Origin of the sequence: Leisingera thetidis, from assembly GCF_025857195.1 — a bacterium.
GTDB classification, from domain to species: domain Bacteria; phylum Pseudomonadota; class Alphaproteobacteria; order Rhodobacterales; family Rhodobacteraceae; genus Leisingera; species Leisingera thetidis.
Genome location: NZ_CP109787.1, coordinates 3,769,046 through 3,781,427, shown reverse-complemented (window position 1 = coordinate 3,781,427; position 12,382 = coordinate 3,769,046). Strand labels below are relative to the sequence as shown.

The 12,382-nt window shown below is 59.4% G+C and carries 10 protein-coding genes and 5 pseudogenes; 14 read left to right on the top strand and 1 reads right to left on the bottom strand.

What is annotated here, in order from left to right; translation table 11 throughout:
- Positions 1-34 precede the first annotated feature (34 nt).
- The 13 genes and pseudogenes from OKQ63_RS18220 to OKQ63_RS18170 all read left to right on the top strand — a co-directional run.
- Positions 35-379: a hypothetical protein gene (locus OKQ63_RS18220; RefSeq protein ID WP_264211445.1), complete on the top strand. Its 345-nt coding sequence runs from the start codon at positions 35-37 to the stop codon at positions 377-379.
- A 184-nt stretch (positions 380-563) separates the two neighbouring features.
- Positions 564-1,016: pseudogene (locus OKQ63_RS18215) on the top strand (IS21 family transposase); the annotation flags it as partial.
- 12 nt (positions 1,017-1,028) lie between these two features.
- Positions 1,029-1,262 (top strand): acyl-CoA dehydrogenase family protein, encoded by a 234-nt coding sequence (locus tag OKQ63_RS26160; protein ID WP_350356313.1) that lies wholly within the window; start codon positions 1,029-1,031, stop codon positions 1,260-1,262.
- A 119-nt stretch (positions 1,263-1,381) separates the two neighbouring features.
- Positions 1,382-2,422 carry an aromatic ring-hydroxylating dioxygenase subunit alpha gene (locus OKQ63_RS18210; protein ID WP_264211444.1) on the top strand — a complete coding sequence of 347 codons (1,041 nt, stop codon included), beginning with the start codon at positions 1,382-1,384 and terminating at the stop codon, positions 2,420-2,422.
- A 1-nt stretch (position 2,423) separates the two neighbouring features.
- Positions 2,424-3,521 (top strand): 2Fe-2S iron-sulfur cluster-binding protein, encoded by a 1,098-nt coding sequence (locus tag OKQ63_RS18205; protein ID WP_264211443.1) that lies wholly within the window; start codon positions 2,424-2,426, stop codon positions 3,519-3,521.
- Positions 3,522-3,671: 150 nt separating this feature from the next.
- Positions 3,672-4,508: pseudogene (gene hutU / locus OKQ63_RS18200) on the top strand (urocanate hydratase); the annotation flags it as partial.
- On the top strand, positions 4,483-4,653 hold the full coding sequence (locus OKQ63_RS26155; protein WP_350356289.1) for a hypothetical protein: 171 nt from the start codon (positions 4,483-4,485) through the stop codon (positions 4,651-4,653). The pseudogene hutU and the gene OKQ63_RS26155, both read left to right, overlap by 26 nt.
- 46 nt (positions 4,654-4,699) lie before the next feature.
- The gene (locus tag OKQ63_RS18195; RefSeq protein WP_264211442.1) at positions 4,700-5,656 is read left to right on the top strand and encodes an ABC transporter permease; all 957 of its coding nucleotides are present in this window, start codon (positions 4,700-4,702) and stop codon (positions 5,654-5,656) included.
- Between the two features lie 70 nt (positions 5,657-5,726).
- Positions 5,727-6,521, top strand: coding sequence for an ABC transporter permease (locus OKQ63_RS18190; RefSeq protein WP_264211441.1), 795 nt, complete (start codon positions 5,727-5,729; stop codon positions 6,519-6,521).
- A gap of 4 nt (positions 6,522-6,525) precedes the next feature.
- The gene (locus tag OKQ63_RS18185; protein WP_264211440.1) at positions 6,526-8,139 is read left to right on the top strand and encodes an ABC transporter ATP-binding protein; all 1,614 of its coding nucleotides are present in this window, start codon (positions 6,526-6,528) and stop codon (positions 8,137-8,139) included.
- A 623-nt stretch (positions 8,140-8,762) separates the two neighbouring features.
- On the top strand, positions 8,763-9,173 hold the full coding sequence (gene tnpA, locus OKQ63_RS18180; protein ID WP_264211439.1) for an IS66-like element accessory protein TnpA: 411 nt from the start codon (positions 8,763-8,765) through the stop codon (positions 9,171-9,173).
- Positions 9,167-9,520 (top strand): IS66 family insertion sequence element accessory protein TnpB, encoded by a 354-nt coding sequence (tnpB, locus tag OKQ63_RS18175; protein WP_264211438.1) that lies wholly within the window; start codon positions 9,167-9,169, stop codon positions 9,518-9,520. The genes tnpA and tnpB overlap by 7 nt, the downstream gene beginning before the upstream one ends.
- 54 nt (positions 9,521-9,574) lie before the next feature.
- A pseudogene (locus OKQ63_RS18170) lies at positions 9,575-10,346 on the top strand (IS66 family transposase); the annotation flags it as partial.
- Between the two features lie 69 nt (positions 10,347-10,415).
- Here OKQ63_RS18170 and OKQ63_RS18165 read toward each other — a convergent pair.
- Positions 10,416-11,937: pseudogene (locus tag OKQ63_RS18165) on the bottom strand (transposase).
- 56 nt (positions 11,938-11,993) lie between these two features.
- Between OKQ63_RS18165 and OKQ63_RS18160 the strand changes: the two are divergent.
- Positions 11,994-12,378, top strand: a pseudogene (locus tag OKQ63_RS18160) (IS66 family transposase); the annotation flags it as partial.
- Between the last annotated feature and the right edge of the window lie 4 nt (positions 12,379-12,382).

Sequence of the window (12,382 nt, the reverse complement as noted above, 5' to 3'; positions counted from 1 at the left end):
TGCAACTGGCAAGCACCTCCAAGGATGGTGGATCATGCGCTGCAGGTCAACAACACTGCCCGCATCCGTCTTGCGTCAATCCATTGTCACGGTGCCGCCGCGGCTGAAAATCGAAGACCGGCACAAAATTCGCCGGCGCCAAAGACTGCCCCAGCACTTCCTCTCCCATTGTGTTGGGGTCAAAGACACCGATTTCCGGCACGGCATGCTTGACCTGCAGCTATCCTTCGATGGGCCGCACCGCCATTTCCACCGCCTGCCGCCCTTGCAGCACCGGGAAATCCGAAGGCGCAGCGATAATGCGGTTGCGCAGAACGCCATGGGTATTCGGAGGTTTTTTCGAGGGAAGACGCGCCGGACCACGGTGCCTGGCATGTGAACAGCTATGTGGCTTCGACCCCTGTAGCGGAGTAATTGGCGTCCCAAAATGCCCCCTTGCACTGATGTGAATGATGGTCCCGAGGTTATCGGGGGGGCACCCATTAGGATATTGACCGTGGAGACGGTAGCAAAGATCCAGGGGGGTGTATTTTCAGCATTGAGCCGCCATTGGTCCGAGGCTAATGCCGCACAAGTCGGTCAAGCAGATCTGCCGCGAGCGGCGGGTATCGCGGAACACGGTGCGGAATGTGATCCGGTCGGGTGCGACGGAAACGACCCGCGAACGCAGCGCACAGCCTCTGCCAAAGATCGGGCCAGGGAGGGACAAGCTCGAAGAGATGCCGGCGGCGAATGCGAGGAAGCCAAAGTGCGAGCGGCTAACCCGCATCCGGATCTTCGAAGAACTGAGAGCCTTTGGATATTACGGCGGATATGATGCCGTCCGGTGTTACGCCGCCACATGGTTCAATGAAGAACAGAAGGCCTCTGTGGCCGCCTATGTCCCGCAGATCTTCGATCCGGGCGAGGCCTGCCAATTTGACTGGAGCGACAGGGGTGTGGTGATCGACGGCGCGACCACTGCTGTGAAGGTGGCGCATGTCCGGTTCTGCTACAGCCGCATGCTGTTTGCCCGGTGACCTGCTCCCCTGAAAAGTCCGAGATTTGAAGTTAGTCTGCGGAGCATTGCTGCGTACACCAAGCTGTTTGCATCGGAACCGGCCAGGGACATCGCTGACACGGCGCTGCAGATCCACGGCGGGTGCAAAGATACGCGGGTCTTCCCGCTGGAGAGCTATCTGAGCAATGTGCGGATATTCCGGGTCCGGGCAGGCAATTCGGAAATCCGGCGCGCGGTTATTGCGCGTGGACTGATGGCCTGAAAAGGGCTGCTGCAGTTGCTTTAGCATTCCTAAACAAAGCTATAGGCGGCTGAACTGTACTTCCGCACCCTTCTTCCCTGAGATGGAGCCAATCGAATGCTGTAAAAGGGAAAGTCGCAATGTTCCTCAAAAACGCCTGGTATGTCGCAGCTTGGAGTTCAGAGATCACAACAGATCTCAAGCAAGTCATTGTTTTAGGCGAAAAAATTTGCATGTACCGTGATCAGGCTGGAAAGATCGTCGCTCTGGAGGATGCCTGCCCCCACCGTAAACTGCCTCTTTCCATGGGCCGGATTGCCGGCGGCAACGTGGAATGCGGCTATCACGGGCTGACCTTCGACTGTTCGGGGGCGTGCGTCGCCGCGCCGGGCAAGGGACGGATTCCATCCAATGCCGTCGTGCATTCTTACCCGGTGGAAGAAAGTTACGAACTGATCTGGATATGGATGGGAGATCCGGAGCTGGCCGACACGTCGGAAATTTTCAAAATTGAGAATTACGACAACGCTGATTGGGGGATCAATCGCGGCGCCGCAATGGAAATAAAATGCAACTACAAACTGATGACCGACAACCTGCTGGATCCTACGCATGTTGCCTGGGTACACCAAACCTCCTTTGCACAGGACGCGGCCCGGGACACTCCGCTTACGCTGAGCAAGAATGACGACGGAGTCGTTGTGCATCGTTGGATGATGGATGTAGAGCCCGCCCCGTTCTACAAGCACATCGTCCAATTCGAGGGCAATGCCGATCGGCTTCAGAAATACGAAGTGCGGTATCCCTGCCATGCCTTGATCCGCTCGATATTTACTCCGGCCGGCACCGGTGGATCGGAAGATGCATTGCATAAAGATGCGTTTGTCATGGACAGCTACAACTTCATGACGCCGACAACGGAAGATGAAACCAGATATTACTGGTTCCAGCTGCGAAATATCCGTGCTGATGACGACGAATTGTCAGCCCGAATGAGTGACGCTGTGAAGGGCGTATTTGAAGAAGACATCGTCATTCTGGAAGCGGTGCAGACCGGTCTGTCCGAAGAACGCAATCCGCATATCGACCTGAGCATAGACGGCGGACCGCTGCGGTTCCGCCGCGAGCTGGAGGCATTAATCGTCGCGGAACAGCAGTCCGGCGCTGCGGCGGAGGCCTGAAATGGCGGCGAATTTCCGTCGGTTCCGAGTTTTTCGCAAGAAACGGGAAAGCGACAGCATCACGTCTTTCGAGCTCGTCCCTATCGACGGCGGACAACTGGCGCGCTTTCGGCCTGGCCAGCATTTGACACTGAAAATCCCCGGCGCAGATGGAGAGATTGCGCGCAACTACTCGTTGTCCGGTGATGCCAACCGGACCGACCTGTATCGGCTGACGATCAAGCGGGAGACCGCATCGCCGACTGTGCCGGGTGCGCGTGACGGAATTGGTTCGTGTTATATGCATGATCAGCTGAACGAAGGGGACGAAATCACCGCCACCGGCCCGCGCGGCGATTTCCTTCTCGACTTGGAAAGCACGCGCCCCGTTATTCTTCTGAGTGGCGGGGTCGGCCTGACACCGGTTGTTTCGATGCTGCATAGCCTGGCTGCGGCCGGCAGGCCCGCATGGTTCATCCATGCCTGCGACAGCGGCGCACATCATGCTTTGCGTGACGAGGTTCTGAGGCTTGCCGAGGCCGAAAACGTGGAAGTGCGTTTTGCCTATCGGAGCCCCACGGAAGAAGACCGCACAGCGAATGCGTTTCATTTTGAGGGCATGATCACGCGCGATATCCTGCGGAACCTGCTGCCTCTTGATGATTACGAAGTCTACATGTGCGGGCCTGTGCCGTTCATGAGGGCGATGTATCAAATCCTGCAATCACTCGGGGTCGCCAAGGACTGTATCAACTATGAGTTCTTCGGGGATGCGCGCACTCTCGAAGATGCAAACGGTGCAGCGCCATCGCCTCCAGTCAAAGCGGCGGCTGTTCCGGATCGGTCAAATGGTGCGGTAAGCGACGGCATACCCGTCACCTTTGCGAAATCCGGCGTCTCGGTTGTCTGGGACGGAACCTCTGACTCCCTTCTCGATCTGGCGGAAAGGTCTGGCCTAGAGCCGGAATTCAGCTGCAGAACCGGGATCTGCAACACCTGCCTTTGTGACATTAGCGCAGGTGAAGTGGAGTATACCGAGGACCCCTTGGACGATCCTGAACCCGGCCAAGTTCTGCTGTGCTGTTCCAAACCAAGAGGCCCGGTGGTTCTGGATATCTGATGGCGGCCGCCTCGGCAGCCGCAATGGAACCGGCCCAATCCGCCTGCACAATCGAACGCGCACCCTGGGATTGTGCGCCTGAAAAAGGACCGCCCGTCAAGGCATCCATCTCAATACAAATCTTAGAAACTTGATCCAACGGAAACCCGAATGACCGACCCTCGTCATAAGCTGCGTACCATCTACCCGCCCACTGGCGTCGAGATCACCGCCAAGAACTGGCGATCCGAGGCCGCGATGCGGATGCTGATGAACAACCTGCACCCGGACGTGGCCGAAAACCCGCATGAACTGGTTGTTTATGGCGGCATCGGACGCGCGGCTCGGACATGGAACGACTTCGACAAGATCGTGGTGTCCCTGAAAGACCTCGAAGCGGACGAAACCCTTCTGGTTCAGTCCGGCAAGCCGATCGCAGTGGTCCGCACTCACACAGATGCGCCACGTGTTCTGATTGCCAACTCGAACCTCGTGCCCCATTGGGCAACTTGGGACCATTTAAACGAGCTAGATAAGAAGGGCCTGATGATGTATGGCCAGATGACGGCCGGCTCCTGGATCTACATTGGCACCCAGGGCATCGTGCAGGGAACCTATGAAACCTTTGCCGAAGCCGACCGCCAGCACTATGGCGGCGATCTGACTGGTAAGTGGATTCAGACCGGCGGCCTTGGCGGCATGGGGCGCGCCCAGCCTTTGGCAGCAGTGTTTTTCGGAGCCTGCTGCCTGGCGGTGGAATGCGATGAAACCCGTGCCGATTTTCGCATCCGCACAAGGTATTGCGACGAGAAGACCCGTTCGCTTGACGAAGCGCTGGAGATGATCCAGCGCTGGTCCAAGGCGGGCGAGGCGAAATCCGTGGCGCTGATTGGCAACGCTGCCGATGTGTTCCCGGAAATCCTGAAGCGCGCGCAGGCAAGCGGCCTGCGCCCGGATATCGTCACCGACCAAACCTCGGCCCATGACCCGGTACATGGATATCTGCCTAACTCCCGAAGCCGCGCAGCGATTGGGGCGGGTGTTGTGGAACGATCCTGCCTCAGGAGTTTGGAGGCATGCCGATGCCGGATATGATACCGCGCTTGAGTGCGCCAAAGAATATGGCCTCAAGTTGCCGGGGATCCTTGGCTGATGGCTGGTCGAGCAAGATTCTATTCACAACATCTGGGAGAAAGCGCATGCAAAGCATCCTCCGTCTTGTAGCCGGGCGTTTGGGGCTTGGTCTGGTCACGCTGGTTGTCGTTTCGGCTATCATCTTCTTTGCAGTGGAGATGTTGCCCGGAGATATTGCTGACGCCATGCTGGGTCAGTCGGCGACCCAGGAAACCACCGACGCACTGCGCCGGGAACTTGGGTTGGACCGGCCGGCCATCGTTCGATACTTTGATTGGATCCTGAATGCGTTCCAAGGCAATTTCGGCATGTCGCTGGCGACCAAAAGGCCGATTGCAGAACTTGTCGGGGTTCGCGCCTGGAACACGTTCTTCCTAGCGGGTTATGCTGCGGCGATTGCGGTCCCGCTGGCCGTTACGCTGGGTATTCTGGCCGCGCTATACCGAAACTCCTGGTTCGACAAGCTGGCTTCCTATTCAACACTCGGCGCGATTTCATTTCCGGAATATTTCATCGCCTATGTTCTGTTGATCATCTTCTCGGTTCATTTCGGCATCTTCCCCAGTATCGCACAGGTCGACCCTAGTACGCCCTTCATGACAAGGCTCTACGTTTGTTTCCTTCCGGCAATGACGCTGGTTCTGATCGTCGTCGCGCACATGATGCGGATGACGCGCGCTGCCATCATCAATCTCCTTGCTCAGCCCTATATCGAAATGGCGCATCTGAAAGGTGCCAAACAGTGGTGGGTGATTGTGCTGCATGCGCTCCCCAACGCACTGGCCCCGATCATTAACGTGATTGCGATCAACCTCGCTTTCCTGATCGTTGGCGTCGTTCTGGTCGAGGTCGTCTTTGTCTATCCTGGGCTGGGCCAGCTGCTGGTCGACTCGGTCGCGAAACGGGACGTAACGATTGTTCAGTCCGCCTGCCTGATCTTCGCCGCCGTCTTCATCACGCTGAACCTTTTGGCGGATGTACTGGCCATCGTTACCAATCCCCGCCTGATCCATCCGAGGTAAGACGATGTTTCCAACATTGAGGAAATTGCTGAAATCAGCACCCGTTTCGGCTTGGATCGGAATTACGATCGTGGCTCTTGTTGTCTTTCTAGCCATCTTCGCCCCGGTCATCGCGCCTTTTGCAGAGCGCGAGATCGCGGGGCAGCAGTACGAACCCTGGGCTGCCCCCTACTATTTAGGCACCGATGCCCTCGGCCGGGATGTCCTGTCGCGCCTGATCTACGGTGCCCGAAATACAGTCGGGATCGCGATGGTCACGACAATGCTGTCCTTTGGGTTTGGCACTTTCGTGGGATTGCTCGCCGCTACTCTCGGAGGAAAAGTGGACCTGTTGGCCAGCCGGGTTGTTGATATTCTGATGGCGATTCCGCCGTTGATCTTCGCCCTCCTGGCGCTGTCGATCACCGGCACCTCAATCGTCGCTTTGATCCTTGTGATCGGCCTGCTCGACAGTACGCGCTTGTTCCGTCTTTCCCGGGCACTGGCCCAAAATATCCTTGTGATGGACTACATTGAGGTCGCGCGCCTGCGCGGGGAAAGCCTTTGGTGGCTGATCCGGCATGAGGTGCTGCCGAATGCCGCGCCTCCGCTGGTTGCGGAATTCGGGTTGCGGTTTTGTTTCGTCTTCCTGTTCATCACGGCGCTGTCTTTTCTGGGGCTAGGCATTCAGCCGCCGACGGCGGATTGGGGCGCGATGGTGCGCGAAAGCGCAAATTTGATTGCCTATGCCGATTTCAGCACATTTGACGGTGCCACATTCGGGCTGGCGCCGTTGCTGCCCGCTGGTGCCATCGCTTTGCTGACCATCGGGGTCAACTTAATCGTGGACTGGTTTCTCCACAATTCCAGCGGACTGAAGGAGTAAGACAATGGGAGAAGCGTTGTTGGAGATCCGGAATCTGAAGGTCGACGGTTATTCTGAAGAACACTGGCATCAGATCATCAGGGGTGTCGATCTGACACTGAACAAGGGCGAGATCCTAGGTCTGATTGGTGAATCCGGTGCCGGGAAATCCACGCTTGGGCTGGCCGCGATGGGGTACATCAAGGGCGGTTGCAGGATCAGCGGCGGTTCAATCAGGTTCGGCGGCCAGGAACTCGTCGGGGCGCCGCAAAAGACACTGCGAAAGCTGCGCGGCGCCCGAATTGCCTATGTTGCACAATCGGCGGCGGCTTCGTTCAATCCTGCCTACAAACTGATCAGACAGTATGCCGAAGCGCCATTGCGTGAGGGCGAGATGTCCCGCTCGCAGGCCGAAGCCGACGCGGTGGAGCTTTATCGCCATATGCAGCTCCCCGATCCCGATCAAATCGGCTTTCGCTACCCGCATCAGGTCTCGGGCGGGCAACTTCAGCGGGCGATGACAGCCATGGCGATGGCCTGCCGGCCTGATCTGATTGTCTTCGACGAACCGACGACCGCGCTGGATGTGACCACGCAGATCGAGGTTCTGAGCGCCATACGAGGTATCGTCGAAAAGTATAATACAGCCGCGATTTACATCACTCATGATCTGGCTGTGGTGGCGCAGATGGCTGACCGCATCAAAGTCATGCGCTACGGCGAAGAGGTCGAGGAAGCGCCGGCCCGGGAGATGCTGTCCGATCCGAAACAGGACTATACAAAATCATTGTGGGCTGTACGGGATTTCAAGCGTTCGGCCCGCACGGATGTTTCGGAAGCCGGCCCGGTTATCGAACTGAAAAACGTCTCCGCCGCCTATGGCGCGGTAAAGGTGCTTAAGAACCTCGATTTCACGATCCGTCGCGGTCAGACCGTAGCGGTTGTCGGCGAGAGCGGCTCAGGCAAGTCGACGACCGCGCGGTGCATGACCGGTTTACTGCCTCCAAGCCAGGGCGAGATCTTGTTCGACGGAGTAGCCCTGCCGCCGGAGTTGAGCGCGCGTAAAAAGGAAACCCTGCAGAAAATTCAGATCATTCACCAGATGGCTGATACGGCGATGAACCCCAAGCACAAGATCCGCAAGCTTTTATCGCGGCCTCTGGAATTCTTCACTGGACTGAAGGGCGGCGCAAAAGAGGCGCGGTTGCGCGAACTCATGGAGATGATCGAACTTGATCCTGACCAATTTCTAGATCGTTACCCGGGCGAATTATCCGGTGGTCAGAAACAGCGGATCTGCATTGCACGTGCCTTGGCGGCAAATCCGGAATTCATAATCTGCGACGAAGTGACCAGTGCGCTTGATCAATTGGTTGCCGAAGGCATACTCCGTCTTTTGGACAAGCTGCAATGCGAGCTGAACCTGACCTACATGTTCATCACGCATGATCTGGCCACGGTCAGGTCGATTGCCGACGAAGTTGTGGTGATGCTGAAGGGCGAAATCGTAGAACGTGGGCCGGTTAGCGAAGTGCTCACGTCGCCGCGTCACGACTATACCGTCAAACTGATGTCGTCAGTTCCGGAAATGGATCCGGATTGGCTTGACCGGGTTTTGGCCACACGGCAGCCGGCATAGACGAGGCCTCGGGTATCTCTCGGCGGTGGTGACGCTTCCCGGCGCCATGGCCGAGAGATTTTGGCAATTGGCTTGAGTACTCGGAATTATGTTGGCGGGGACGTCGTTCGCTTATGTTCACCCTTCCGAAACTGCTACTGGCCGGTTGATATCGCGGCTTATGCCTGTGGCGCCCAACTCCAGGGAAGAAGCATCCTCAATGCGATTGACTGTATGATCGTGGATACGGTCGAGCACGTCGGCCTGTCAGTCTTGCGGATCGATGCCGCTCATCTTTGCGGTTTCGGCAAGAGGGCTTGCCCCGGGAAAAGTGGAGAGCACCAACTGAGGAACCAGGAGGTGTGCTATGTCCCACGGAAAACGACCGGCGCCGGGGTTCAGGGCGAAGCGGTATAGCTGGCGCTGACCTGCGGACGCACGCGGTCCGAAATCTCAGATGGTCCTGATACCGGTCTGCCAACGCAGACACGCTGGGTCCGAGAGGACCGGGATGCTGAAGACCCCCGCGACGAGCAGGTTGATCCGCACGCTGAGTTGCGTAACCGGCGTCTGCGCCCCACGTTGTAGCGCCCATCCCGTGCTGCGAGATCTTGCACATCTCACACTGGGGAGTGCGTTTCGCAATGTGCGCTACAAATTCGTTTCTCAAATCGTTGGGCGTCGAGAACTACGCGTCGGGCCACCGGCGGTGGCCGGATGAAGCCAAGGCCCGGGCGGTGGCGGATACGCTTGAGCCGGGCGCGACGGTGAATGGCGTGGCGGCGCGGTATGGGGTCTTAGCGAACCAGCTGTCGGCCTGGCGTCGGCTGGCGAAGCAGGGGAAGCTGGTGTTGCCAGCGGCGGAGCCGGACGAACCGATCTTCGCCCCGTTGGTGGTCTGCGCCGCGCCGGAGGTGTCGCCGGAGCCGGACATTGCGGCATCGGAAGAGGTGATCCGGATCGTCTCGGGCGAAGTTAGGATCGAGCTGGCACCAGGCACGCCCGCAGCGCGGATCGCCGAGATTGTGCATGCGCTCGGGGCCACGACATGCTGATGCCCTCACAGGGCGTCCGGATACTGGTGGCAACGAAGCCCGTGGATTTCCGCAAAGGCCATGACGGCCTGGCGGCGCTCGTGCAGTCAGCGCTGGCGGAAGATCCGTTCACGGGCACGGTCTTTGTGTTCCGCGCCAAACGGGCGGACAGGATGAAGATCCTGTTCTGGGACGGCAGCGGGCTTGTTATGGCATACAAACGGCTGGAGGAAAGCACGTTCACTTGGCCCGCGATCCGCAATGGCGCGATGACGCTGAACCGCGCCCAGTTCGAGGCGCTGTTTGCCGGGCTGGACTGGCGGCGGGTGCGGTCCCTGGAGGCGCGCTGCCCGGCTGTGGCAGAGTGACTCGGGCAGCCGAAAGCCTGCGTCCAGAGGGGCAGATCAGGGTATGCTCCGGCCATGTCCAGCGCCCCGCCCATCGACCTTTCTGCCATTCCCGAAGACCAGCGTGACGCCGTTCTGGCAGTGCTGCGCGAGCGGGATGTGCTTCGGGAGGCCAACAAACGCCTGGAGCATCTCGTTGCCGAGCTGAACCAGGTCGTGCATGGCAAGCGGTCGGAGAAGCTGAGCGAGGAGCAAGCCATTGATGCGCCATTGGTTCGAGCGACAATGGCGGCCGGCAGCTGGCCTTCGAGGATCTCGAGACCGCAGTGGCCGAGGCCGAGGCGCAGCAAAACGCGCAGACGTCCACCGGTCCGGCGCCGCGCAAGCCAGCCCGCCGCAACCGGGGCAATCTGCCCAAGGACCTGCCGCGGATCGAGAAGGTGATCGAGCCGGACAGCCTGGACTGCCCATGCGGGTGCGGCGAGATGCACCGGATCGGCGAGGATCGCACCGAGCGGCTGGATATTATTCCCGCGCAGCTCCGTGTCATCGTCACTGTCCGGCCCAAGTATGCCTGCCGCGCCTGCGCCGAGGGTGTCATCCAGGCACCGGCCCCGCGCATCTGATCGAGGGCGGTCTGCCGACCGAGGGCGCCATCTTGCATGTGCTGGTCAGAAAGTTCTCGGATCATCTGCCGTTATACCGCCAGAGCCAGATCCTGGCCCGCGCCGGGATCGACATTCACCGCAGCACGCTCGCCGATTGGGTTGGCATCGCCGCCTTCCACCTCGGTCCCGTAGTCGACCGGCTCGCCGAGCACCTGAAGGGCTCGGGCAAACTGTTCATGCCCTCTCGGCAGCATGCTTCGCATGCGCCTTGAACCGCACCGGGTTTGCCGGAGGCTGATTTCAGTTAGTTACGCGGCAATGTCCTCAGTTTCCAGAGCGGCGTAGAAATTGGCCTCTGCTTCTGCCGGCGGGATGTTCCCAATGGGTTCAAGCAGGCGGCGGTTGTTGAACCAATCCCCCCATTCGAGCGTTGCGTATTCCACGGCTTCGAAGTTGCGCCATTGGCCGCGGCGGTGAATGACCTCAGCCTTGAAAAGGCCATTGATCGTTTCAGCCAGCGCGTTCTGCGCCTTCAAATGATCCCCCCGGATCATTTGATCCGCTGCGCAGACCCGCTTGAACTCATAGCTGTCCCCAACGCTGCCGACGGAAGGTTCGATGCCAGCTTCGCCCAACCGTTCTGTGTATTTGATCGAAAGGTATTGGCTGCCGCGGTCGGAGTGATGAACAAGCCCCATCGCCTTTGTCCGCCGCCGCTCGTGAACAGCCTGTTCCAGGGCGTCGAGAACGAACCCGGCATGCGCCGAAGTGCTGACACGACCCATTGACCGGCAGGCGATTTGGCCATGCCAAATCTGCCGAGAGGGGGCCGACAATCTTGCGGGCATAGGCGTCAATGAGCGAGCCATTGAAGGCGCCATTGGTTCGAGCCCAATGGCGAGCGGCGACATAGGCGAACCCTTTCCAGGTGGCGACATAGGTGAAATCGCTGACCCAGAGCATGTTGGGCGCGGGCACACGGAATTGCCGGTTTACCTTGTCCATCCACTGCCCGGCAGCACATGCGCAGCATGTGCGAGAGGGGGCACGGGGCTTTCTTGTCGGGCACCGTGGTTTTGTGCGGCTTGCCCCGGAGCGAGCCTTTGTCCGCCATTGGTCCGAGGACAATGGCGAGCGCCTTGAAGCCCCATACTTTTCATCAGCCGGGCGACCGTGCAGCGGGCGACGTCAAAACCTTCCCGTTGCAATTGCCGCCAGATCTTCCGCACGCCATAGACCCGCCAGTTCTCTTCGAAAACACGCAGGATCTCGGGCCGCAATGCCGCGTCACGCCGGGCACGGTCCGACAACCGGGCCGGATCGGCCCGCTTCGCCAGATGCTCGTAATACGTGGAAGGGGCAATCGGCAGGAAGGAGCCATTGGAACGCCAGTGGTCCGAGAGACAATGGCGAATGCAGATCGGCTCGACCCCATGCTCACCGCGATGCATGTCCCCTCTCGCACATGCTGCGCATGTGCTGCCGGGCAGCGGATAAATGACACCATCACTTCGACCGGCGGTCGAGCTCCGCCATCGCAAAATACGCCGATGCCTTGCGGAGGATCTCGTTCGCCTGGCGCAGCTCGCGGTTCTCCCGCTCAAGCGCCTTCATCCTGTCGGCGACATCAGTTGGAACACCCGCCCGCTTGCCGCTGTCGACTTCCGCCTTCTTCACCCACTCATTCAGCGTGTGCGCCGAACAGCCGATCTTCGCGGAGATCGACATGATTGCCTGCCAGCGGGAACTGTGCTGGCTCTGGTTGTCCAGCACCAGACGCACCGCACGCTCGCGGACCTCAGGAGAATACTTGTTTGTTGTCTTGCTCATTGTGGCTTCATCCTACTCAGGAGTTGAAGCCTCCGGCAAACCCGGTGCGGTTCACCGTCGCGCATTGCTGGGCGCATGCCCGAAGGAAGCTGAAGGAGGTCTTCGACCGCGACGGCGTCGTGCTGGAAGCGCGCCTCCGGCATGACGATCGCCGCCGAGGGACTGCGCCGGATTGCGGAGCTCTACCGCATCGAGGGTGAGATCCGCGGCATGGGCCCCGGCCAGCGGCTGTCGGCCCGACAGGCCCGCACCGCGCCGCTGGTCGCCGGGTTCGGAGAATGGCTGCAAAGCCAGCGCCGCCGGATCTCCTCAAAGTCGCGTCTCGGAGAGAAGCTGGCTTACATCCACCGGCAGTGGGACGGGCTGCAGACCTTCCTCCACGACGGCCGCGTCGAGATCGACTCCAATGCTGTCGAGAACCTGATCCGCCCAATCGCAGTTGGTT